General features: G+C 52.7%; 18 protein-coding genes. 6 read left to right on the top strand and 12 right to left on the bottom strand.

Annotated features, from left to right (window positions below; all coding sequences use genetic code 11):
* From ACTG33_RS08765 to ACTG33_RS08790, 6 genes are all read right to left on the bottom strand, one after another.
* Positions 1–1431 (bottom strand): FMN-binding glutamate synthase family protein (locus ACTG33_RS08765; protein ID WP_439134829.1); only part of this gene is annotated, 1431 nt, incomplete at its 3' end.
* Between the two features lie 211 nt (positions 1432–1642).
* Positions 1643–3319: a dihydrolipoyllysine-residue acetyltransferase gene (gene aceF, locus ACTG33_RS08770; protein WP_439134830.1), complete on the bottom strand. Its 1677-nt coding sequence runs from the start codon at positions 3317–3319 to the stop codon at positions 1643–1645.
* A 27-nt stretch (positions 3320–3346) separates the two neighbouring features.
* Positions 3347–6016, bottom strand: coding sequence for a pyruvate dehydrogenase (acetyl-transferring), homodimeric type (aceE, locus tag ACTG33_RS08775; RefSeq protein ID WP_439134831.1), 2670 nt, complete (start codon positions 6014–6016; stop codon positions 3347–3349).
* A 496-nt stretch (positions 6017–6512) separates the two neighbouring features.
* Positions 6513–9338 carry an insulinase family protein gene (locus ACTG33_RS08780; protein WP_439134846.1) on the bottom strand — a complete coding sequence of 942 codons (2826 nt, stop codon included), beginning with the start codon at positions 9336–9338 and terminating at the stop codon, positions 6513–6515.
* Between the two features lie 182 nt (positions 9339–9520).
* Positions 9521–10594 (bottom strand): AI-2E family transporter, encoded by a 1074-nt coding sequence (locus ACTG33_RS08785; protein ID WP_439134832.1) that lies wholly within the window; start codon positions 10592–10594, stop codon positions 9521–9523.
* An 81-nt stretch (positions 10595–10675) separates the two neighbouring features.
* Positions 10676–11005, bottom strand: a complete 330-nt coding sequence (locus ACTG33_RS08790; RefSeq protein WP_439134833.1) for a sulfurtransferase TusA family protein — start codon at positions 11003–11005, stop codon at positions 10676–10678.
* A 318-nt stretch (positions 11006–11323) separates the two neighbouring features.
* On the opposite strand from ACTG33_RS08790, the gene ACTG33_RS08795 reads away from it, so the two are divergent.
* Complete coding sequence (locus ACTG33_RS08795) at positions 11324–12835, top strand: M48 family metalloprotease (RefSeq protein WP_439134834.1); 1512 nt, start codon at positions 11324–11326, stop codon at positions 12833–12835.
* Between the two features lie 77 nt (positions 12836–12912).
* On the opposite strand, the gene ACTG33_RS08800 is transcribed toward ACTG33_RS08795, so the two are convergent.
* Positions 12913–13152, bottom strand: a complete 240-nt coding sequence (locus ACTG33_RS08800; RefSeq protein ID WP_439134835.1) for a SlyX family protein — start codon at positions 13150–13152, stop codon at positions 12913–12915.
* A gap of 86 nt (positions 13153–13238) precedes the next feature.
* Positions 13239–14393 (bottom strand): serine hydrolase domain-containing protein, encoded by a 1155-nt coding sequence (locus tag ACTG33_RS08805; RefSeq protein ID WP_439134836.1) that lies wholly within the window; start codon positions 14391–14393, stop codon positions 13239–13241.
* A 279-nt stretch (positions 14394–14672) separates the two neighbouring features.
* On the opposite strand from ACTG33_RS08805, the gene ACTG33_RS08810 reads away from it, so the two are divergent.
* Positions 14673–15530, top strand: a complete 858-nt coding sequence (locus ACTG33_RS08810; protein ID WP_439134837.1) for a UDP-2,3-diacylglucosamine diphosphatase — start codon at positions 14673–14675, stop codon at positions 15528–15530.
* Here the strand turns inward: ACTG33_RS08810 and ACTG33_RS08815 are convergent.
* Complete coding sequence (locus ACTG33_RS08815) at positions 15527–16339, bottom strand: ion transporter (RefSeq protein ID WP_439134838.1); 813 nt, start codon at positions 16337–16339, stop codon at positions 15527–15529. The two genes, ACTG33_RS08810 and ACTG33_RS08815, sit on opposite strands and share 4 nt — an antisense overlap.
* A gap of 204 nt (positions 16340–16543) precedes the next feature.
* Between ACTG33_RS08815 and ACTG33_RS08820 the strand changes: the two genes are divergently transcribed.
* The 4 genes from ACTG33_RS08820 to ACTG33_RS08835 all read left to right on the top strand — a co-directional run bounded on the left by ACTG33_RS08820 (position 16544) and on the right by ACTG33_RS08835 (position 18217).
* A complete protein-coding gene (locus ACTG33_RS08820) occupies positions 16544–16855 on the top strand; it encodes a hypothetical protein (RefSeq protein WP_439134839.1) in 312 nt (103 codons plus the stop codon).
* Positions 16856–16867: 12 nt separating this feature from the next.
* Positions 16868–17194, top strand: a complete 327-nt coding sequence (yciH, locus tag ACTG33_RS08825) for a stress response translation initiation inhibitor YciH (RefSeq protein WP_439134840.1) — start codon at positions 16868–16870, stop codon at positions 17192–17194.
* Positions 17195–17197: 3 nt separating this feature from the next.
* Complete coding sequence (locus ACTG33_RS08830) at positions 17198–17455, top strand: DUF3820 family protein (protein ID WP_439134841.1); 258 nt, start codon at positions 17198–17200, stop codon at positions 17453–17455.
* 222 nt (positions 17456–17677) lie between these two features.
* On the top strand, positions 17678–18217 hold the full coding sequence (locus ACTG33_RS08835; protein WP_439134842.1) for an energy transducer TonB: 540 nt from the start codon (positions 17678–17680) through the stop codon (positions 18215–18217).
* Positions 18218–18332: 115 nt separating this feature from the next.
* Here the strand turns inward: ACTG33_RS08835 and accA are convergent, their stop codons facing one another.
* From accA to nadA, 3 genes are all read right to left on the bottom strand, one after another.
* Entirely contained in the window at positions 18333–19283 is a 951-nt protein-coding gene (accA, locus tag ACTG33_RS08840; RefSeq protein ID WP_439134843.1) for an acetyl-CoA carboxylase carboxyl transferase subunit alpha, read from the bottom strand.
* Between the two features lie 303 nt (positions 19284–19586).
* Positions 19587–23204: a DNA polymerase III subunit alpha gene (gene dnaE, locus ACTG33_RS08845; protein WP_439134844.1), complete on the bottom strand. Its 3618-nt coding sequence runs from the start codon at positions 23202–23204 to the stop codon at positions 19587–19589.
* A gap of 218 nt (positions 23205–23422) precedes the next feature.
* Positions 23423–24478: a quinolinate synthase NadA gene (gene nadA / locus ACTG33_RS08850; protein WP_439134845.1), complete on the bottom strand. Its 1056-nt coding sequence runs from the start codon at positions 24476–24478 to the stop codon at positions 23423–23425.
* Positions 24479–24637: the final 159 nt, after the last annotated feature.

The following is a 24637-nucleotide window of genomic DNA, read 5'->3' on the forward strand; positions in this document are numbered from 1 at the left end:
ATCGGTCGCGCCCAATCGATGCACCAAATGATGAGGCTGTAAATCTCTGGGATGCACCAACCCCGCGCCACCGACAATATCCGCCAAGGCACTTAGCGTTTTTCTGTGGAAACGAGCCGCACGCTCAGCCTGAACATCCACCACCAAACCACGCTGACGCCCTTTATCCTGGGTGGTAATACCCGTTGGACAAGTGCCCTCATGGCAGCGCAAAGCCTGTATACAACCGATAGAAAACATAAATGCCCGTGCCGCGTTACACCAGTCCGCGCCCAGAGCCAGATTGCGAGCCAGACCTGCCGCAGAAAAAACTTTGCCGCCAGCTGCCAAACGAACTTTGTCGCGCAACCCGGTTCCCATTAATGCGTTACGCACCGTAATCAAGCCTTCGGTGAGAGGCATACCTACATAATCCGACAACTCCATGGGTGCGGCTCCAGTGCCACCTTCCCCGCCGTCGACCACGATGTAATCCAGATAGATACCGGTTTTGAGCATGGCCTTCATGATCGCCAGCACTTCGTGTATTTGCCCCACGCACAGTTTAATGCCCACTGGCTTTCCGCCTGACAGTTCACGCATATGCGCCGCAAACTCAACCAGCTCAACCGGCGTAGAAAATGCGGAGTGACCGCGAGGCGAGAGGCAATCTTCATGCACAGGAATTTTGCGCACAGCGGCAATCTCTTCGGTCACTTTTGCTGCGGGCAGCAAACCACCATGGCCGGGCTTGGCGCCCTGACTGAGTTTAATCTCTGTCATCTTCACCGCGTCATGAGACGCAGTATCTTTGAATAGCGCCGCATCGAAATGCCCTTTACTGTCGCGACAACCGAAATAGCCAGAGCCAATTTCCCACACCAGATCACCGCCATGCTTTAAATGATAAGGGCTGATACCGCCTTCACCGGTGTCGTGATAGAAATTGCCCAGCTTTGCGCCCTTGTTGAGCGCTTCCACGGCATTGGCCGAGAGTGCGCCAAAACTCATGGCCGAGATATTCAGAATCGAGGCGCTAAAGGGCTGGCTGCTTTGCTCATTGCCAACATCAACGCGGGGGTTTTCATCCGGCTTCTCTGTGGGCGCAATGGAATGTCCTAACCACTGGTATTCACCCGCATCGGTATCGCGCTTGGTTCCGAACGGCTCGGTATCGGTCAGCCCCCGAGCGCGGGCATAGACCAGATCCCTGGCATCCTGACTGAAGGGCTTTCCCTCCAGATCCCCTTCCACAATGTAAGCGCGAAGATACGGCCGAAGATCGTAAAAAATCCAGCGGATACGAGCTGCAATTGGGTAGTTGCGAGTCAGCGTCCACTTTTCCTGATAATGGTCATAAACGCCCAACAGAAACAGCGGCAAAAACACCAAAAACGCCAGCCACCACCAGCCGCTGACGGACAACGCCAACGCCAAACTTGCGACGGCCAAAATTAATGACAATATCCACAAACTGTATCGTTTGAACTCAACATTCCATCTGAAAGCTGAGTGTGCGTGCACACGAGAGGGCATAGCGTCGACTCCGATCGGGAAAGGTGGTCCCTCTCAAGATTGGTCGCTAAGTGCATATTTGACAAGCCAGAAACGAAAAGAGCCTGCAAAGCAGGCTCTTTAAAGATGAGGATCGCGACAAACCTACTTAGAGCAGCAGTTTGCGGATATCACTCAGTACCGACACCATGTAGGTGAAGAAGCGACCACAATCTGCACCATTAATCGCGCGGTGATCGTAGGACACACTCAACGGCAGCATGTTGCGCGGCACAAACTCAGATCCATCCCACACAGGTTTAACCTGAGCTTTGGACACGCCCATAATGGCCACTTCCGGCGCGTTCACAATCGGCGTAAAGCCGTTGCCACCGATGGAACCCAGGCTGGAAATGGTAAAACATCCACCCTGCATATCCCTTGGCATCAATTTTCCTGCGCGCGCTTTGCCGGCCAGTTCAGCGGATTCTGCCGCCAGTTCCCACAGGCCTTTTTTATCCACGTCGCGAATCACTGGCACCATCAACCCCATAGGAGTATCCACCGCTACACCAATGTGAATGTAGTTCTTCTTAACCATGTGCTCGCCGTCTGCGTGCAGAGACACATTAAACGCAGGTTCGGCTTCCAGCGCCGCCGCTGCGGCTTTCAGCAAAAACGGCAATGGCGTCAGTTTTACACCGCGTTTTTCCGCTTCTGCTTTCATGGATTTTCGGAACTCTTCAAGCTCGGTGATATCGGCATCATCAAACTGAGTCACATGTGGCACATTCAGCCAGGAGCGGGACATATTGTCTCGAGTGAGCTTGGCAATCTTGCTCATCTTGACCATTTCAATCTCGCCAAACTGGGAAAAGTCCACTGCTGGGATCGCAGGAATGCCGCTGCCGCCAGAAACTTTACCGCTGCTCACATCTTCCAGTACCTGCTTCACATGGTTGCGCACATCATCATTGGTAAAACGACCGCGCGGACCGGAAGGCTTGAGCTTGTTCAGATCCACCCCCAGCTGACGTGCCAACTTACGAACCGAAGGCCCCGCGTAGACACTGGCACCACCGGTGGTTTCTTCATCGGCTGAGACGGATTGCGTTGCGGGCAGCGATGCCTGAGTGTCTTTTTCAGGAGCTTCCGGCTTAGACGATGGCGTCTTGGCTTGAGACTCTTGCTTCGCTTCCGGCTCTTTTTTCTCTTCGGTTTTAGGTGCTGCACCGACCACTTCCAGCAACACCAGAGCATCGCCTTCGGAAACTTTATCGCCTTCTTTCAGCTTGATTTCCAGAATCTTGCCGGCAGAAGGCGAAGGGATTTCCATGGAAGCCTTGTCGCTTTCCAGTACCACCAGAGAGTCGCCTTCAGCAACTTCATCACCGACGGATACGCATAGCTCAATCACATCGACACTGTCGCTACCACCCAAATCGGGAACCGGCACCAGCTTCTCAGTTGACGCGCCTCCAGAGTCGGCTTCAGCCGCAGTTGAATCCTGCTCAACAGGCTCATCATCACCGGAAGCCTCTTGTTTCGGCTGGTCTTCCGGCTGTGATTCATCCTTTGCAGACTCTTCGGCAACCTCGGCGCTATCGCCGGCAATTTCCAGCTCAAGGATCGCGTCACCTTCACTGAGCGCATCGCCTTCTTTTACTTTCAAGGAAACCACCTTGCCCGCTTTCGGGGAAGGAATTTCCATAGAAGCCTTGTCGGACTCCAACACCACCAGTGATTGCTCAGCCTCGATCTCCTGACCCGGCTCAACACACACCTCAATAACATCAACCTTGTCCGCACCGCCCAGGTCCGGAACAGGAATAATTTCAATAGCCACACTCACTCCTTATCCTAACGGTTCGGTTTAGTTGTACAGAGGATCAATTTTGTCGGCGGTAATGCCGAATTTTTTCATCGCTTCGGAGACTACAGACGCTTTCAACTCGCCTTCGTCTGCCAGAGCTTTCAATGCGGCCAACACCACAAACTGACGGTCCACTTCGAAGTAGCGACGCAGTTTGGAACGGGTATCACTGCGACCAAAACCGTCGGTACCCAACACGGAAAACTCTGCGGGAACATAGCCTCTCAACTGTTCGAGATAGTTCTTCATATAGTCCGTTGCGCCAATGACTGGCCCCTTTCTGCCTTCCAGCTGCTGGGTGATGTAGGCTTTCTTCGGCTCGGATTCAGGATTCAACAGGTTGTGACGGGTGCAAGTCTGACCTTCGCGGGTCAGTTCGTTAACGCTGGTCAGACTCCAAATATCAGACTCGATACCGTAATCGTCACGCAGGATGTCCGCCGCAGCTTCCACCTCACGCAGAATAGTGCCTGCGCCCATCAACTGTACGCGCTTGTCAGACTTCTTGCCCTCACTCAGCAGGTACATACCCTTGATGATGCCTTCTTCTGCACCCACGGGCATTTCCGGATGCTTGTAGTTTTCGTTCATCGTGGTGATGTAGTAGAAGCAGTTCTCTTTGTCTTCGAACATGCGCTTCACACCGTCCTGAATCACAACCGCCAGTTCATAACTGTAGGCCGGATCGTAGGAGCGACAGTTTGGAACCGTATTCGCCAGAATATGGCTGTGACCATCTTGATGCTGCAGACCTTCACCGTTGAGCGTGGTACGCCCGGCAGTAGCACCAATCAGGAAACCGCGCGCCTGACTGTCGCCAGCGGCCCAGGCCAGATCGCCAATACGCTGGAAACCAAACATGGAGTAGTACACGTAGAACGGAATCAGCGGACAAGCTGCAGTGCTGTAGGACGTCGCCGCGGCAATCCAGGCCGACATAGCACCCGCTTCGTTAATGCCTTCTTCGAGAATCTGACCCTGCTTGCTCTCTTTGTAGAACATGATCTGATCGTGATCGTGCGGGGTGTATTTCTGACCTTGAGACGAATAAATGCCCAACTGGCGGAACATGCCCTCCATACCAAAGGTACGGGCCTCATCCGGCACAATCGGTACAACACGTTCACCGATGTTTTTGTCTTTCACCAGCGTCGACAGCAGACGCACAAACGCCATGGTGGTGGAGATTTCACGCTCACCACTGCCTTTAACTTGCGCTTTAAAGGTATCCAGAGCCGGAGCCGGCTGCTTGGGAAAATCGGATTTACGAGCCGGTAAGTAACCGTTCAGTTCCTGACGGCGTTTTTGCATATACACCATTTCCGGGCTGTCAGGCGCAGGACGATAGTACGGCACACTCTTCAGCTCATCGTCGGAAATAGGAAGACCAAAGCGATCACGGAAGCGCTTCAGGCTTTCCAGATCCAGCTTTTTCACCGAGTGGGTTTCGTTCTGGGCTTCCGCCGCTTCACCCATGCCGTAACCTTTAACGGTTTGCGCCAGGATCACGGTCGGCTGACCTTTGTGCGCTACCGCTTCGGCGTAGGCCGCATACACTTTAAACGGATCGTGACCACCGCGGTTGAGGTACATGATGTCCTCATCGCTGAGATCTTTCACCAGCTCCAGCAGCTCAGGGTACTTGCCGAAGAAATGCTCGCGGGTGTAAGCGCCGCCATTGGCTTTGTAGTTCTGCAATTCACCATCACAGACTTCATCCATACGCTTCTGCAGCAAACCGGTCTTGTCTTTTTCCAGCAGCGCATCCCAATGACGACCCCAGACGACTTTAATCACGTTCCAGCCGGCGCCACGGAAAGAACCTTCCAGCTCCTGAATAATTTTGCCATTACCACGCACCGGACCATCGAGACGCTGCAGGTTACAGTTGACCACAAAGATCAGGTTTTCCAGCTGCTCACGACCCGCCATGGAGATGGCACCCAGGCTTTCCGGCTCATCACACTCACCGTCACCCAGGAATGCCCACACCTTGCGGTCACCACGAGGGGACAGCCCACGAGCGGACATATAACGCATTACATGCGCCTGATAAATCGCCTGAATCGGCCCTAAACCCATGGAGACCGTCGGGAACTGCCAGTAATCCGGCATCAACCAGGGGTGAGGATAGGAGGACAAACCGCCGCCATCGACTTCGCGACGGAAGCTGTCCAGCTGCTCTTCATTGAAACGCCCTTCCAGATAGGAGCGCGCATACATACCGGGAGACGAGTGGCCCTGGAAGTAGATCAGATCCCCTTCCTGCTCACCATCACCACCGCGGAAGAAATAGTTAAAGCCCACATCGTACAGCGTCGCCGATGAGGCGAAAGAAGAAATATGACCGCCCAGGCCTTCGTTGTTGTCGTTGGCGCGCATAACCATGGCCAACGCATTCCAGCGAATCAACGAGCGGATGCGGCGCTCCATGAACAAATCGCCCGGCATACGCTTTTCCGAGGTCACCGGAATGGTATTGCGGTAAGGCGTAGTGATCGCCGCAGGCAGGCTGACGCCCAGATCAGTCGCTCGATCAGCTAACTGCTTGAGTAAGAACGCCGCACGCCCTTTGCCACCATAGCGAATTACGGAGTGCATTGCGTCCAGCCATTCGCGAGTCTCCAGGGAATCTACATCCTCCTGAAGCCGTGTTTCTTCGTTACTCATAGTTAAATCCTGTCCTGATAGCCTGAATACAGCCACCTTTGAAGTGGTTCCTCGCAGGTCCCACGGAAAGTGTCCCTAGAGTATAGGCATCGATTTTCGGTATCGGTTGACAGTTTGGACCACACACCCGGATCAGGGGTAATCGACACCGACCAATGCGTTTCTACTCACCAACACAAGGAGGCTTAAAAAAGTTGTAGTATTTTTACACAGACAACATCCAGAAACAACATCCCAGCGAGAACAACCGCGAATAACGGACAAAAATCACACAAAACCCTTTAAAAATCAAAGCGAGATTGAAATCATCAAATGTAGAATAACTACAAAATAGCGATATTTCTGTAAAAAGCAGGCGTCGCGAAGCCATCACAAGAAGGGTTAGTCGCACTTAAATTTCAACAGTGGAATGTTGCGAACGGACCAGAGGGTACAGCAGGCGCCTGTGGGCGCCTGCTAACAAAATGAGAGAGACCTCTCAGGAAAAGAAAACGACTCAGGGGAAGCGGTAAGACTCAGAATTGCGCTTGAATGCATCCATATCATCGACTGGAGTCGCAGCGGGCACCTCAACGGCGGTAGCACCTGCCGTCAGCCACAAGGCCTTTGGTTGCCCCAATACCGACTGACTGTAGCTGGCAACCGATTCTGGCGTCAGCTTCTCCACCGCATCGATCAACTTCTGCCGCCGATCAAACTCAGGGCTGTTAGTGACAATTTCATTCCAATAGCGCCCAGCTTGTTGCTGCAAGTTTTTGGGGGCCTCTCGCAGGTCAGCCAAAATGGATTGGCGATGATCCTCAAAATCACTCACTGAACCTGCCTGTGCATCCACAAAACCCTGTATTTCCTGCACCACAACATCCAGTGGCGCCGAGGGTGACTGCACCACAAACACGTTACCGGAGACATCTTTCAAGACCATGCTGGTCAGAAACACGATATAGCCCAGCTGCTTTTCCGTTCGCAATTCATTGAAGAAAGACGACTGCAGCATCTGCTGAACCATCATCATACTGGCTCGATCTTCTACTGATTTACCTTGTGCCTGGGTGTACAGAATAGCCGCCACATCATGGTGATCCACGGTCAAATGGTAACTCTGAGCAGCTTGCGGCAATTTAACAACCTTGGCAGGGGGCAACTTGACGCTCTCATCATCCTCGGGAGCATCATGGAGCTTGTACTCCACAATGGTCGCCAACTTCAGGGCCTCCTGACTGTAAAAATTACCGTAAATCAATACCTGCGAATGGCTGCCCTGCCAGAGGGCCTCCGCGAATTGCCGCAACTCCATAGAAGTTACATTTTCAAGCGCATCAGCCATTTCCTGATCATCCCACAAGGGAGAAAACATCAGTGCCGGGAGCTTTTGGAACAACTGCTGGTAGGGTGTTAATGACACTTGATTCCGCCAACTGCGGATCAGCTCCTGCTTGAGATTGGCAAACCGCTCATCATTGAAACGACCGCGATCCATGACATTCAGGATTTTATTGAGTAAAGCCCCCTGCCTATCGTTGTAACCTTCCAGTGACAAATCGAAACCACGACTGTTGGCTCTGACATTAAAACCCAAACCCGCCAGCGACGCTGGATAGGTAATCTCATTCAGAGAGTCATTCACCAGCGCAGCAAACAAATGCCCCATCGCCGCATTTTTAGCAGACTGCCCCACCAGCGGGGCGTATGTACGGATGTCGATGCTGGCTTTCGGAATTCGGAATTGATCGTCTTGCTTAAACCAAACATCGATGGCCTCGTTATGCTTGATCCGCTGTGGCAGGCTAGACACCTTCTCCATCGCGGGCAGGGTTTTCACGGTCAGATGACGAGGGATAAAACGATTCTTTTCAGGCAGATGCAGCTTGTCGAGCTCGGCTTTGGGCATACTCGCCACTTCGTAACGAAGCTTTTCCAACGAGTAAGGCGTGCTGTACATGGGACTCACCTTCTCGGCTTCCACATCCGGCGCCGTCACGACCCACAGAAAATTATCCGGCTTCAGCAGCTTTAAATAGCGGCGGATAAGACGTGGGTTGTATTCATCAAAAGCGTAGCTGCCACGGATAACATCTTCCGCCGAATAGAGATGCATTTGCCCCGCCAAACGGCTGGTCACATTAATCGGCTCACTTTTTTCCGCAAAGCGAAACGCCATGTCTGCCAGAGTTTTCTGTTCACTGTAACGCCACTCTTCGACGCCACTGTCACGTATCGACTGGATTACCCGGAACGTGGTGCCCACAATTTTGTCCTGATTTTTCAGACCTTCAGGTGTCAGGCTTATGGAGATATTGAACGTGCCTTCATTGCGTCCGCCCATGCCACCACCGGCACTTAAGCCTTCCGCCCAGCCGAGATCTTTCAGCAGCGACAACAGACTGCCTTCGCCCTCATGCCCCAACAGATTCCCCAGGTACTGCAACGGTTTTTCACGATAGTATTTATCCGCCGACGGTATTGGGAACATCATCGTCAGACGACGCTCGTCTTTCACGGGCAGAATACTCACCCGCGCCGGCAAGAAGTTATCATCAAATAGTGTTTGCCCACTGATGCTGGCTTTGATCTCTCGCTCCGGCACTTGACTGAACCGCTTTGTCACCATCGCTTCAAGCTGGTCAACAGTCTCACGCCCCAGCACCACCAGCGTCATGTTGCTGGCCGAATAGTGATCCTGATAAAACTGCAGTAGATCCTCTCTCACTGGATCTTCCGGCTCGTTGGACAGCGTATCGAGGTTGCCCACACTGAATTTGGACATCGGATGACGCGGATTCGTCAACTGACGCAGAACATCCAGCTGGCGGCGATAGCCGTTCTTGATTTTGGATTTGTATTCCGAATGGACAGCGTTGCGCTCTCGATCGACATACTCTTCGGTAAACAATGGGGCAATAAAGAATTGAGCAAAGCGATCCAGCGCCGGCTCCAGGTAAGACTGGTCTATATCGAAAAAGTAATTGGTGTGATCGCTTGCGGTGTAGGCGTTGTGACCACCGCCGTGTGAAGTGATGTACGCCTGATACTCGTCCGACGCTGGATACTTTTCGGTACCCAGAAACAGCATATGCTCCAGGAAATGCGCCAACCCCTCCCGGTCACGAGGATCATCGCCGCTACCGACGTTCACATCCAGTGCAGCACTGGCCTTGTCCGTGGTTGGATCCGAAATCAGCAACACTCGCAACTGATTGGGCAATGTCAGATATTTGTAGTCCCGATTATCATTGGGGCTTTTGATCACTGGCTGTCCCCAGGAAGTACCGGGGATCACAATCAATAGCAGAAACCACACACCTAATACTGCACGAAACACTTGCAAGAGCCACTCCTAGTCGAGATATTAAATAAAACCAATTTTCTGCATTGCTTTTACATTGTTCTTAAACATTGCTCATAAACTGCCTATTCTGCCTGCCTTTCATATGGCCTTATACAAAGTCGCAGCAGAACTCCACCTCTGACATCGAGCAGCCAGAGGGAATATGTCTTTAACCGCTACGCTTGCTCATCGACAGTCGCCGGCGGCGACACCGGCCAGGCATTGAGAATAGCTTTAATCAGCGTCGCCAGCGGGATGGCAAAAAATACGCCCCAAAATCCCCAGAGGCCACCAAACACCAGCACCGCCAGAATAATAGCGATGGGGTGCAGATTAACAGCTTCAGAAAACAACAACGGGACCAGCACATTGCCGTCCAGCCCCTGAATAATACAATAGACCACAAACAACCAGTAAAACTCGTTACTCAAGCCCCACTGAAACAAACCAATGATCAGAACCGGCAGGGTCACTACAGCCGCGCCGATGTAGGGAATCAATACCGACAGCCCCACCGCCAGCCCCAACAGCAATGCGTAATTCAGCCCCAACATCACAAAAGCGACATAGGAGGTAACGCCCACCGCGATGATCTCAATCACCTTACCCCGCACGTAATTGGCGACCTGATCGTCCATCTCATGCCAGATCTGGCTCAACATGGGACGCTTGCTGGGCAGGAAGCTGGTCAACCAGTTGAGGATGACAGTGCTGTCTTTAAGAAAAAAGAACACCAAAATAGGCACCAGAACCAGATAAATGAGCACACCCGCCAATATAGGCAAGTTGGACAGAGAAAACGTCAAGACATGCTGACCTATAGCGCCCAGTTCACGGCCGGCTGAACCTACCAACTGCTGCACCTGCTTGTCCGTGATCAACTGCGGATACTTTTCAGGCAACAACGACATCAACCGCTGTCCCTCGGTCAGCATGCCCGGAATTTCACCAATCAACCGGACCGACTGCTGCCACAACACAGGCATGACATATAAAAAGAAGACCCCTAACGCTGTCACCAAAATGCAGGTGGCAATACTAACTGCCAACCAATGGGGAAAATTCCAACCTTCCAGACGATCCACCAGCCCCTGCAACAGAAACGCAATGATCAGCGCGGTAATCGCCGGAGCCAATACAGCCCCCATGGTCAGAATAATCAGCAGGCTTCCCACCAAAATCATGGTCAGCAAAACGGCTTCTTCTTCGCCAAAGTAGCGATCTACCCAGGTTCTTAAAATGTTTAGCACTCACCACTCTCCATTTGTTACCTAAAAGCCACTCACCCTATGCCAGTCAATCTGGCGATCAAACACAATCAGCCGTCTATCTTAAGCCTTTTGTAAAATATAGATATAACAGCCGTCCTCTTCTGAACGCTCTAGTAAAGGGTTGCCACTCAACTCAGAAAATGACTGAAAATCCCTCACTGAGCCCACATCCGTGGCAAGCACCTTCAGACTCTCGCCGGGCTGCATCTGATTCAGCGCCTGCTTTGCCTTTAACAACGGCAGAGGGCAAGACAATCCGCGCGCATCCACTTCTTTCATGAAATTAACCACCTCTTTTGTGGAATCATTGATCAGAGTCGCCGGAGACTCTTTTTTACAGGCACGTTTTAAGAAAGCGCCACTGTTAGCTAGCGCCTTGTTAGCAGGCACTCACTTTAAAGCCTGAAATAACGCCGTAAGACAGGTGTTTTACCTGTGCGCCCCGTCAAAAACTGTCACTCGCGATCCGCCCACAAAAGGATGTGGGGAGTAAATCGGACGCCAATAATGTCGAAGCCAGCAACAGACCACAAGTTTTAAGCGGATTTTCGACAATGGCTCCCTGATTCTAGCAATTTACCGCTAGCGGGTGCCCCATGATACGTTTTATGGGGCACCGTCATATAGAGCCCATTTGACTGCGCCAGACTGGTGAGAGCCATCCAACTGGGTTAGAGTTAGCCCACGCGACAAAGGTATTTATAACCCGTGCTGACACCCCCATTTAAACAATTCATAGACGGCCTACGCAGCCAAAAACTGGCAGGCATTTTACGTAAGCTGTCGGGCTATAAGTTGTCAGGCATCCTGCTTCTATCTGCTGCCCTGTACGGCACTGGTGCAGCGGCCAATTACAACTTGCCAGAACTGGGGGATGCCAGCTCAGCAGTGGTGTCGCCACAACAGGAGCGTGAACTGGGTCAAACCTGGCTGCGCATCTATCGCAGTCGAGTTCCCACCTCTACAGACCCGCTTTTATACAACTACCTCAACAACCTGATCAATCGACTCGCGCAGAGCAGCCAACTCAAAGATCGTCGTTTTGAGCTGATCGTGGTCAAAAACCCCACCATGAACGCGTTTGCGGTGCCGGGAGGTGTTATAGGTGTGCATACCGGCCTGTTTATGTACGCTGAATCCGAGGGGCAACTGGCCTCCGTACTGTCGCACGAATTGGCTCACTTGAGTCAGCGGCACTTTGCCCGGGGCGTGGAACATCAACAAAAGAACAGCATTCCCACCATGGCCGCCATGCTGGCCAGTCTGGTACTGGCCGCCACAGCCGGTGGCGATGCCGGACTCGCTGCCCTGACCGCCACTCAGGCCGCTGCACTGGACTCTCAACTGCGCTTCAGCCGCCAGAATGAGCAGGAAGCCGACCGCATCGGTATGCAAACCATGGTCGCCGCCGGCGAAGATCCCTATGCCGTTCCCGCCATGTTTGAAAGGATGCTCAAAGCCACTCGCTACAGCCGCCGCCCGCCCGAATTCTTGCTGACTCACCCCGTGACGGAAAGTCGGATCGCGGATGCAATGAACCGGGCCAACAAATACCCGCGGGAGCAACACCCGCAACATCTGGACTTTTTCCTGATGCGAGCCCGCATTCAGCTGGACCATGACAACACGCCGCAAGATGCCGTTAAACGGTTCCGCAGCGAACTGAATGGCGAGAGTCTGTCGCAGGAAGCCAGCCGTTACGGCCTGGTACTTGCCCTGACCGACAGCAATCAACCAGAGCAAGCCAGGGAGACACTTCAACCGCTGTTGGACAAAAGCCCCACCAAAGATGCGTACATCATTGCACTGGCGAACATCGAAGCCTCAGAACACAACTACGAAAAAGCCCTGAAACTGCTGGAAGATCAACTGAAAATCGATTCCGGTAACAGCGCCTACACCATACGCTATGCGGAATTGCTGATGAAAGCAGGCAAGTACGCCCGCGGCGAAGAAGTGCTGGAGCAATACGTCCGGCAGGATTCCAAAAACGATTACGCCTGGTACATTCTGGCAGAAGTTCACGGTCTGGCAGGCAACATACTGGGCGTGCACGAAGCCCGGGCCGAGTACTATATTTTGAATGGTGTGTACGACAAGGCCCAGCAGCAACTGCAAAACGCCTTAAAACTGTCGCGCGGAAACTATCACAAGACCGCCATCCTGCGGGAAAAGCTAAAGCAAGTAGACAAAATGCAGAAGGACAACGATAAACTGTGATGATTATCGTTGTCTAAATTAACGATTGCTCCAAATTAACGACTGTCTCAAATAAACGACCGCCTCAAGCGGCGACCTCAATAATGCGGTGGCCGTTCATCCGCAGCCGGCGCCTGAGGATCGTCCAGGCGAGACTCCATGGTTTTGAATTTTTCGGCCAGTAACTGCAACTGCATTTGCTGGCGGGACAACAGACGATCCTGCTCAGCAATTATCGTATCCAGCGCATTCAACGTATCTTCCTGAAACGCCAATCGCGTTTCCAACTCTTCAATCTGCTGCTGCATTTGTTGCTGTGTATCACCGCTGTCACTCATGATGTTTCCAATCTCAAATGTATCAATGTTTTCTAGGTTAATGTTTCACATTAATTGTCGACTATTCTGGACTGCTTCAATAATCGTTAGCCACGCAAGCAGCGATAAACCGACTGCAACAGAAGCTCTGCCCGCTCATCCATGGTGATGCTTAATCCCATCGCACGGCTGACATAACCAAAACCAAAATTCTCACTGTTATCGCCATAGCCCAGACTGCCACCGGCACCCGGATGGCAAAAATAACGCTGCGATTGAACACCCTCCGGCAATATACGCATAAAACCTGCCGCCAAACTGATTGGGCAGTGCAACACCTTGTCCCGCTCGGTATGGGTTTGTTCTTCCCAACATAACGAGCGATGGCTTGCGGGCAACAATCGTAGATCTGCAGTATCTGCCAGAGCCGCGTAAAAACGGGCCAGATCCCCAGCCGAGGCATGACCATTGGCAGCCGGTATTTGAGCCTGACGCCACGGCGGCTGATTCGTCCCCACCATCAGAGAAAGTGGATTGGAAAAAGCCTTGGCAGTCAGTCCTCTCGGATCATTGCTGATCGCTTCCGCAAGCAAACCACCACTTTTCTGACCTCTGGGGGACTTCAGTCCAGTGACATCGGCAATCTCTGCCAGCTCGTCGTCACGCAATCCGAATGTCCAGTTCAATCCCAAGGGACTGGCAATATGCTGCTGCACATAGGCATTAAAAGAATCACAACCACTGGCTCGGCGAACAACTTCCCCCAGTATCCAGCCATACAGCAGCGGCGAATACCCCTGCTCTTCTCCCGGCGTCCACCAGGGCGTCTCCTCGGCAATCCACCCAGTGATGCTCTGCCAATCGTAAATAGCGTCATCGGGCACCTTCGGGTGAAATGCATTTACACCTGAACGATGTGTGAGCACCTGACGAACGGTGATGTCCTGCTTACCCGACTGGGCAAATTCCGGCCAGAGTTCGGCAATTTTTTGATCGAGAGACAAAGCTCCCCGCTCCACCAACTGCAACACCGCAACTGCGACTACCGCCTTGCTGACGGAAAACACGTTGAGGCGGGTATTCTCTTGCCAGGGGTGCTGACCTTCTTTGTCTCTGGTGCCAGCCCAGAGGTTCACAACCGTCTCACCCTCATGAATCAGCGTGACCGCTGATCCGATTTCCCCATATTCAAGAAACAGCGTTTCGAACGCCTGTTGTACAGGCTCAAACCCGGGGCTGACATGGCCATTTATCAAGGTCATAAGGCAAACTCTCATGATTATCTCTGTCGGTTTATCATCTGCAATCAGCGCCTGAGCCAGTCTTGTCGGAGCTGAGCTTATTTAAAGCATCATACAGTAAAAGCCTCTTCCCAACCTGACATCCACCACAGGCTGTCACCCAAATGACACCCTCTGTTCACGGATCAGTCACAGAGCTGTCACCGTTTTGTCACAGCCAGATACCAGACTTTCACTGACCATTACCAGACGCTCATTGACCACCATAATCATTGACTACCATAACAAGGCGAATAGGCTATGCAGAGCTATCGAACCCTGTGGATTTCCGATGTTCACCTCGGCACCAAAGACTGCCAGGCAGCCCACCTCAACGATTTTCTCAAAAACCATCGGGCAGACAAAATCTATCTGGTGGGAGACATTATCGACGGTTGGAAAATGCGCTCGGGCATTTACTGGAAGAAGGATTTCACACAGGTACTTAGGCGACTACTGACACTGTCCAAGAAAGGCACTCAGATCGATTACATCACTGGCAACCACGATGAATTTCTGCGTCGCTTTGCCAACAATCGCTTCGACAATATCCATCTCTACAATCGGGTCACCCACACCACCGCCGACGGCCGCAAGCTGCTGGTAATTCACGGAGACCAGTTTGACAACGTCACCCGCTGCAGCCACTGGCTTCGGTTTCTGGGAGACAAAGGCTATGATCTGCTGATGGCCACCAATCGCATTTGCAACACTCTGCGAGCCAAATATGGTCGGGGCTACTGGTCCCTGGCCGGGTTTCTCAAGCACCATATTCCCAGAGCACAGATGTACATTGAGGAGTATGAGCAGGCGGTGGCTCACGCGGCTGAAAAACAGGGATTTGACGGTGTTGTCTGTGGCCATATACACCACGCTGCTGACAAACAAATCGGCAAGGTGGAGTACTACAACACCGGCGACTGGGTTGAGTCCTGCACGGCTCTGGCAGAAGACGAAGACGGCACCATTCATCTTCTCCACTGGCGTAAAGGCGACTCAGACTCGACGCCGGACGATCTGGATCAGGAAAAAGACCTCGATGTCGGGCTAGAATTCCCTCCGTCCATTGCCGCCCGCCTATCCGAAGAGATTCTGCTGCAAGCGCTCAAGACATCCTAATCCGCCAAAACACTGCCACAATAGCGGCAATAGAGCGCATCACGCTCGTGGCCGACGCTGGTACATTCTTCACAACGACGGGACGTTCGATCACGCTGCATTTCGTTGGCCAGCTCGGCAGTTAAAATACCCGTCGGCACAGCGATTATGGAGTAACCGGTCAGCATCGCCAGGGACGCAATCATCTGTCCCAATACCGTCTGCGGCGTGATATCGCCATAGCCTACGGTGGTTATCGTCACAATTGTCCAGTAAATGCTTTTCGGAATACTGGTAAAACCGTGCTCAGGGCCCTCAACCACAAACATCAACGATCCGAAGATCGTCGACAGCACCAGTACCGACGAAAAGAAGATAAAGATCTTGCGACGCGACATCGCCATTGCCCGCATCAGCACATTGGCTTCCGTCAAATAACGCGCCAATTTCAGAATCCGGAACACCCGCAGAACCCGCAGCAAACGAATCATCAACAGGTAATTCATGTCGTCCATGAACAACCCCAGATACGACGGCAAAATCGCCAACAGATCTACCAACCCGTAAAAGCTGCGAATGTATCGCCCGGGGTGAGGTGAGCAGTAGATACGCACCAAATATTCAACCGTAAATATCCCGGTAAAAAACCACTCCACGGAAAGCAACCATTGACCGTAGTGCCTATCAATACTGGCAACCGACTCCAAAATCATCGTCAGTACGCTAAGCAGAATGCAGTAGATCAGCACCATATCGAAACGCTTGCCGGCAGGCGTTCCTGTTCCAAAGATGATGGTGTATAGCTTTTGCCGCAGCGGAGTAAATTCCATATTCGACCCTGAAACCCTTTTGGATGAAAGCTTGTTGAAATTAGCTGACACGTCAATTTAACCCAAACTACCCTAACATAGCTCAGAGCTGGGCTTCTGCCTATACCAGACGACACTCGCACGCCTTTCAGGTGCCGATGAGCTGGGGTACCATAGCTCTACGTTCACCACCCCGAATCATCTATCAGGATAACAGGACATCCCGTGGCCCTAGTGTTTAAATCCCTGCGCTGCCCTCACTGCCAGCAACCCATCGACAAGCCCCTGCTCAAACAGCACGGCTTGTTGCAGGCATTCCTCAAGCGCAAACCCTTCCCCTGTCCTCATTGCCAGGAACAGGCGGTCTTACCGGAAAAGTACGAAACCCTCATATCCATAGGCATTCTGACGGCGGTCATTTTAGCGCCGCTGCTGCTGGTGTGGGAGGTTAGTTTCGTCGACAGTAAGTTACTCTTCGGCCTGGGCGCCGCGCTAGCGATTGCCGGACTGATCACGCAAAAACTGGATAAAGCCTGAGGCAAATTAATCATGAGCAAGAATTCACGACTGGTTTTCTCCACCGACCAGGGACGCATTAAGGAAGACGAGCCCAAGACAGAAACAGCGGATACCGGTGATGGCATTGTGCGCCTGCATCGCGAAACCAAAGGCCGCAAAGGCAAAGGCGTGACCCTGGTCAGCGGATTGGGACTGGCAGGCGACGAGCTGAAAAAACTGGCCAAACAACTCAAACAGCAGTGCGGAGTTGGCGGAGCCATCAAAGACGGCGTGATTGAAATTCAGACTGACGACCGGGAAAAACTCAAGACGCTGCTGGAAAAACAGGGTTTTACTGTCAAACTGGCCGGAGGCTAAACCTTGTCTTCCAATTCTGAAACACACTCCAATACATTGTCAGATGAGCTGTCCGACGAACAACGGCTGCTGATCAGCCTGGTCAGAACCAAAATGCCGTTTGGGAAATATCAGGGGCGCCTGCTGGCAGATCTCCCTGAAGCTTACGTCCTGTGGTTTGAACGAGAGGGCTTCCCCAAAGGCACACTCGGCCGCCAGCTGGCCATGCTGCATACCATCAAGGTGAACGGCCTGGAAAGTCTTCTGGATCCCCTGAGGTAACCCTCACCACCTATGAAAAGCGGCTCTGCCCTCTCCTCCTGCCAACAACAGCTTGCCAACAACAGCCTGCCGGCTAACAACACCCTTACGAGGTAAACCGGCAGCCGAACTGGCACGCTCCCTGCAATTCCTCACTGAAACTGCCTAAAACAGGGTCTGTGCGCCATAAATTTGGCGTGATAGACGCTGCCAGCAGCCCGATTTCTTTCTGAGACACTCTGTATGGATGCCGTTACTATGGAAACCATCAATATCTGGCCTTTAATTGACACCGCCTTTAAAGTCGCTCTGGGAGCGCTGATCGCCGGTTTCAGCTTGTGGCTGAGCCAGAACCGCCTTCCCACCCGAGGCCCCAAGCCAAATCGGCGACTGGAAATTCTCGAAGCCATCTCCTGCGATATTGGCAATGTGAATCACATTTTCGCCAAATATTCGTCACTGGTCATCGAGTCCACGCGCTTTGGCAACCGCTGGCCACCTGCCCGCAAGACAGAGCTGGACAAGGTCAACGGGGAGCTGGTGGAAGAATTCCGCAAAATGGCGGGCGCCGAAGACAAACTGCTGATGCTGGGCGAAAAAGCCCTGGAAAAGACTCTCAGACTCTACGGAGCCAAAATCGCCCAGTTCCGTAAACAAGTCTATGTGGGCAGACAGGATATTACCGAGCAGGAAATTGTGCAGTTAAAGCAGGACATCCTGCAGTTGAGAGAGAAGTTCTACGATATTCTGAGCCACAAATACGATCGCCTGCTGACAGCTTAAATGCATTGATTAAGCACAATCAGGAAAACAAAATATTTGGGGATATGAATGCAGGTGCCGAGCGGCACCTGCCAGAGAAGCGGCTTTCAACAAGCTCGCTCAAATTACTCGCCGATTAAACGTTACCGAAACTCATCAAACGCTTGTAACGGTTTTCAATTAATTCCTCGACTGGCTGTGCAGAAAGACGATCCACCTGGTCAATCAGACGGGCCTGCAACTTCGCAGCCATCGTATCGATGTCTCGGTGAGCGCCACCCAAAGGCTCGGCAATGGTTTCATCCACCAGGCCCAGCTTTTCGAGATTGGAAGAGGTCACACCCATGGCTTCAGCCGCCAATGGTGCCTTGTCCACTGTCTTCCAGATAATGTTCGCGCAACCTTCCGGAGAAATCACGAAGTAGGTGGAGTACTGCAGCATGTTCAGATGATCGCCGACACCGATAGCCAATGCGCCACCGGATGAACCTTCACCGATTACGGTACAAATAATAGGGGTTCTGAGTCGAGACATGACCGCCAGATTCTGAGCAATGGCTTCACTGATACCACGCTCTTCACTGTCGATACCGGGATAGGCGCCCGGGGTGTCAATCAGGGTTAGCACCGGCATTTTGAAACGCTCAGCCATTTCCATCAAACGCAGAGCTTTTCGATAACCTTCAGGCTTGGGCATACCAAAGTTGCGGGAAACCTTGTCCGGAACGCTGCGACCTTTCTCTTCACCGATCACCATCACTGGCTTGCCGTCGAGACGGCCAACACCGGCTACGATCGCCTTGTCATCACCGAAGTGACGATCACCGTGCAGCTCATCCCAGTCGGTGAACATGCGCTTGATGTAATCCTGAGTGTAGGGGCGCTGGGGGTGACGAGCCACCTGAACCACTTGCCATGGAGTCAGGTTGGAGTAAATGCTCTCTGTTAACTTGATGCTTTTCTCGCGAAGCTTGGAAATCTCTTCGGCGATATTCAGATCGTTATCAGTTCCCACCAATTGAAGCTCTTCGATTTTGGCTTCCAGGTTGGCAATAGGTTGTTCAAACTCGAGGTAATTTGGATTCATAACTACCAGTTCATTCCGGACATCAGGTTATTGTCTGAGGGCTTCTGCAGGAGCGCTTGCCAGTAGGCAAAATCGCCGTAAACCCTTGATTTAAGCCACTTACCATACGCGAAAGCCTGAAACGAGTCGACCACTTTTGGCGGGATTCACGGCCTTGGTGGCTGAATCGCCACTCAGGCCTCATATCCTTCTCAGACATTTTTTATTTCCTGATCGATCATTTGATCATTTCGTCTTCAACAACCCACAAAGTGACCACACATCAATCAAGTCGAACAAAATACAACCCGACCGAAGGCGTGATCAATATTCGAGCGAAACGTTATCCTGCCCACAGACATCTCTGAGATTTTCCAACAACTCATCCTGAGGACGGACTCGCCAGGTTGACCCTAATAATAGACGACCCTCAGCATCCGGGCGTTGATAATTCAGTTTTACCGCACAACGACCTTCACGGTAGGGCTCAAGCAGGGTAGCCAGCTGCTTCGGGAAGGACTGCGACAACCGTTCTGACTTCACCTCGATCACCAGTCCACGAGCCAGATCGATCCGCGCATCGGCCAGGCTGCGAACTTTTTCGGCCCGCATTTTCAAGCCACCGCTATACTCGTCAAAGTTAACCTGCCCTTCAATGATCAGCATGCCGTCTTTAACCAGCTTGTCCCGGTATTCATTAAAGGTGTCAGAAAAGACTGCGCACTCAATGCGACCGGAACGATCGTCCAACGTAACGAACGCCATATTGTCACCGCGCTTGGTTTTCATCACGCGCAATCCCACCACCAGACCGGCAACGTTCTGACTGCTTTTATCAGCCTTGAGGTCCACAATCCGCGACGACACCAGGTGCTTCAGTTCGTGACGATACTCTTCGATGGGGTGACCGGTCAGATACAGACCCAGCGTGTCTTTCTCGCCACTTAAACGCTCTTTAATGCTCCAGCTGCGCACCTTGCGGAATTCTGCGTAGACATCCGCACCGCTCTCTGCCGTCGGCATCACATCACCGAACAAATCGGTCATACCGGCACTGGCGTTAGCGGCGCTTTGCTCTGCGGCTTTTACCGCTTCCAGCATGGCGGCAAACATCACAGCCCGATCGTAATCGCGATCAACACCCGGTGAGATACCGTCCAGTGCGCCTGAGCGAATCATGGCCTCCAGGGCTCTCTTGTTGACCTTACGGGGATCAATGCGGGCACAGAAGTCAAACAGGTCAGTAAACGGGCCGGTCTTGCGCGCTTCGATAATATTTTCGATCGGGCCTTCACCCAGCCCCTTGATCGCGCCCAAGCCATAAATAATGTTGCCTTCGTCGTCGACGTTAAAGTGAAACTCACCCTGATTCACGTCGGGCGGCAGCAGTGCCAGCCCCATCTCCCGACACTCTTCAATGAAGGTCACAACCTTGTCGGTTTTATCCATGTCCGACGACATGGTAGCCGCCATAAATTGTGCAGGATAATGCGCTTTCAGCCAGGCGGTTTGATAAGACACGACGGCATAGGCCGCGGAGTGAGATTTGTTAAAACCGTAACCGGCAAACTTTTCCACCAGGTCGAAGATCTTCATCGCCAGATCCGGATCGACTCCCTGCCCCTTCGCACCGTCCGCAAAGGTCGAACGCTGCTTGGCCATTTCTTCGGGTTTCTTTTTACCCATGGCCCGACGCAGCATGTCGGCGCCGCCCAGCGAGTAACCCGCGAGCTCCTGCGCGATCTGCATCACCTGTTCCTGATAGACGATAACGCCGTAGGTAGGTTTCAGAATCGGTTCGAGTTTTTCGTGCTGGTATTTTGCATCCGGATACGCCACCTGCGCGCGACCGTGCTTCCGGTTAACGAAGTCGTCAACCATGCCGGAATCCAGAGGCCCCGGACGGAACAGCGCCACCAGCGCGATCATGTCTTCAATGTTGTCCGGCTGCAGACGCTTGATCAGGTCTTTCATCCCGCGGGATTCCAGCTGGAACACCGCCGTGGTTTGCGCGGCTTTCAGTAGCTTAAAGGTCTGAACATCGTCCAGAGGAATGGCTTCGATCACCAGCGGCTCTTCCCCCAGTTTCTCACGCTGAAGATCGATCATCTTGCGCGCCCAATCGATGATCGTCAGGGTTCTCAAGCCGAGAAAGTCGAACTTCACCAAGCCCGCGTCTTCCACATCCCCTTTGTCGTACTGGGTCACCAAACCACCGCCGGTTTCGTCACAGTAGAGTGGCGAAAAGTCCGTCAGCTTGGTAGGGGCAATCACCACACCACCGGCGTGCTTACCCACGTTACGGGTCAAGCCTTCAAGCTTGAGAGCCACCTCCCAGATTTCCTGGGCCTCTTCGTCGACTTCCAGAAATTCCCGCAGGGCATCTTCCTGCTCAAATGCCACCTGCAACTTCATCCCAGGATCCGGCGGGATCATTTTTGAGAGCTTGTCCGCCAAACCGTAGGATTTACCCTGTACCCGCGCCACGTCCCGCACCACCGCCTTCGCCGCCATGGTACCGAAGGTGATGATCTGCGAAACGGCATCGCGACCGTAATTGTCTGCCACATAGCTGATCACCTTGTCGCGGTTTTCCATGCAGAAATCCACGTCAAAGTCAGGCATCGAAACCCGTTCGGGGTTCAAGAACCGTTCGAACAGCAGGTCGTATTCCAACGGATCCAAATCGGTAATTTTCTGCACATAGGCCACCAGAGAGCCTGCACCGGAACCCCGCCCTGGCCCCACCGGGATATCGTGATCTTTGGCCCACTGAATAAAGTCCATCACGATCAGGAAGTAGCCCGGGAACCCCATTTGCATAATGATGTTGAGTTCGAACTGCAGCCGCGCAAGATAGGCCTTGTAGGTCTCTGGAAATTCCGGCGCGGAGGTGTCGTACAAAAAGTCGAGACGCTCATCGAGCCCCTCGTAAGAGATCTTCTGGAAAAAAACATTGGTACGCAGCATGGCCGCGTATTCCGGCTCGTGCTCGCGTCCGGCCCAGCTTTCAGCCATGGCGTCGCGGGCGTAACCGACAAAAGTGTCGTAGGGCACTCTGTTTTTAAAGTAGGGATCTTCTTCAAAGTCGTCGGGAATCGGGTAATCTGGCAAATAGTACTTGCCCAGTTCGATATCCAGCGTACAGCGCTTGGCAATTTCTACCGTGTTTTCCAGAGCCTCGGGAATATCGGCAAACAGTTCGGACATTTCTGCCGGGCTGCGTAAATACTGCTCGTCACTGTAGCGGCGCTCACGACGTGGATCATCCAGTGCACGCCCCTCACCGATACACACCCGCGCTTCGTGAATATCAAATTCGTCGGCGGCAATGAACCGACAGTCGTTAGTGGCAACTACCGGACATTGGTACTGATCTGCCAGCGCGACAGCCTTGTGCAGATACCCTTCTTCCTGCGGCCGTCCGGTACGCTGCAATTCCATATAGAATCGATCGGGAAAATCCTGCATCCAACCCTGTAGTAATTCACTGGCAAGCGCCTGCTTGGAAGCCAGCAGCGCCTGTCCCACATCGCCGAACTTGGCGCCGGATAAGGCAATCACATCATCGCTGAGCTCACTGATCCACTCCCGCTGCAGGTAGGGCTCACCGAGGTACTGCCCCTTTTGATAGCCACGCGAGATCAGCTCGGTGATATTTTTGTAGCCCCGGGTATTCATCGCCAGCAGCGTCACCAGATAGGGCGCGATATCGTCATTGTCAGACTTCACCCAGAAATCCGACCCGCAAATGGGCTTGATGCCCGCCCCCATCATGGCCTTGTAGAACTTCACAAGGCCAAAGAAATTACAGTGGTCAGTGATCGCACACGCCGGCATACCCATGGACTCCAGGGCACCCACGAGTGGTTTAACACGAATGAGACTGTCCGACAGGGAAAATTCGGTATGCAGACGAAGGTGAATAAATTCAGGGGTCATAGGGCTGGCCGGAGCTGTCTTTTCAGAGATTTGTCGGACTCAACATTCTAGCGAAAACAGGGCCGAATAACAGGAAATTCACCGATTGTTTTAACCGGTTGTCACGCATCAGGAGCAGGAGTTATCAACCCCGCGACATGGGGCATGAAGAGGGAAATAGACACAGGGAACCGGGGCCACAGAGTGCAGCCCCAATACAGTAGACAATCGCGAATCAATTAAGACTTATTAAAATCCAGCATGCGCTGCAAAGGCTTCATCGCCCGCTGGCGCAGATCGTCATCCACAAAGATTTCGCAGCCGTCGCCATTGATTAATACACTCTTGAGGTTATCCAGTGCATTCATGGCCATCCACGGACAGTTGGCACAACTGCGACAAGTGGCACCATTACCGGCGGTTGGCGCGATAATCAGCTCTTTTTCCGGAGCCAGCTGCTGCATTTTGTAGAAAATGCCCTGGTCCGTCGCCACGATAAACTGCTTATTGGGCATGGTCTGCGCGGCCTTGATCAGCTGCGAGGTCGAACCCGCCACGTCGGCGATATCCACGACACTTTCCGGCGACTCCGGGTGCACCAGCACAGCGGCTTCGGGGTATTTTTCCTTCAGATCCAAAACGCCCTGCGCTTTGAACTCCTCGTGCACAATACAGGCACTGTCCCACAACAGGACATCGGCACCGGTTTGCTTCTGCACATAGCGCCCAAGGTGTTTGTCGGGAGCCCAGAGAATTTTTTCGCCCTGCGAATCCAGATAATCCACCACATCCAGTGCAATACTGGAAGTCACAACCCAGTCTGCACGGGCTTTCACCGCCGCCGAGGTATTGGCATACACCACCACGGTACGGTCCGGGTGCTGGTCACAGAAATCGGAGAACTCGTCCGCGGGGCAACCCAGATCCAGAGAACAGGTAGCTTCCAGCGTTGGCATCAAAACGCGTTTTTCAGGGGTGAGGATTTTGGCAGTTTCACCCATAAACTTAACGCCAGCCACGATCAGGGTTTCTGCATCGTGCTGCTTGCCAAAACGAGCCATTTCCAGCGAATCTGAGACACAACCGCCGGTCTCTTCCGCCAGCGCCTGAATCACAGGATCGGTGTAGTAATGCGCTACCAGAACCGCATTCTGCTCTTTCAGCAGACGCTTGATATCACTTTTGTAGGATTCCTGCTCCGCTTCACTCATCACAGAGGAAGGCACAGTGGCGAAGTGCTCACGCACCAACTCACGGGCATCTTCTTTTGCAGGTACTTTTTCAATGACAGTCATGGGCCAATCCGACTTACCTTTTTCGAGCCGGGCATTTTAACATGCTGGCAATAAATCGTCGCTAAAATATAGTGCCACCTGACTATTTTTTAACCTTCGACTGGCTTCACAGGAATGAAACAACAAGAATCAGCCAAGAAGCAAGACCGTTATTTCTAT

It is taken from the genome of Pseudomaricurvus sp. (assembly GCF_965662505.1).
In the GTDB taxonomy this organism is placed as follows: domain Bacteria; phylum Pseudomonadota; class Gammaproteobacteria; order Pseudomonadales; family Cellvibrionaceae; genus Pseudomaricurvus.

What these genes read in the sequence shown, in the direction of transcription:
- aceE (WP_439134831.1), bottom strand. Translation starts at nt 6,016, where the DNA reads ATGAGTAACGAAGAAACACGGCTTCAGGAGGATGTAGATTCCCTGGAG.
- ACTG33_RS08800 (WP_439134835.1), bottom strand. Translation starts at nt 13,152, where the DNA reads ATGAGTGACAGCGGTGATACACAGCAACAAATGCAGCAGCAGATTGAA.
- ACTG33_RS08805 (WP_439134836.1), bottom strand. Translation starts at nt 14,393, where the DNA reads ATGACCTTGATAAATGGCCATGTCAGCCCCGGGTTTGAGCCTGTACAA.
- ACTG33_RS08810 (WP_439134837.1), top strand. Translation starts at nt 14,673, where the DNA reads ATGCAGAGCTATCGAACCCTGTGGATTTCCGATGTTCACCTCGGCACC.
- ACTG33_RS08815 (WP_439134838.1), bottom strand. Translation starts at nt 16,339, where the DNA reads ATGGAATTTACTCCGCTGCGGCAAAAGCTATACACCATCATCTTTGGA.
- yciH (WP_439134840.1), top strand. Translation starts at nt 16,868, where the DNA reads ATGAGCAAGAATTCACGACTGGTTTTCTCCACCGACCAGGGACGCATT.
- ACTG33_RS08835 (WP_439134842.1), top strand. Translation starts at nt 17,678, where the DNA reads ATGGATGCCGTTACTATGGAAACCATCAATATCTGGCCTTTAATTGAC.
- accA (WP_439134843.1), bottom strand. Translation starts at nt 19,283, where the DNA reads ATGAATCCAAATTACCTCGAGTTTGAACAACCTATTGCCAACCTGGAA.
- dnaE (WP_439134844.1), bottom strand. Translation starts at nt 23,204, where the DNA reads ATGACCCCTGAATTTATTCACCTTCGTCTGCATACCGAATTTTCCCTG.
- nadA (WP_439134845.1), bottom strand. Translation starts at nt 24,478, where the DNA reads ATGACTGTCATTGAAAAAGTACCTGCAAAAGAAGATGCCCGTGAGTTG.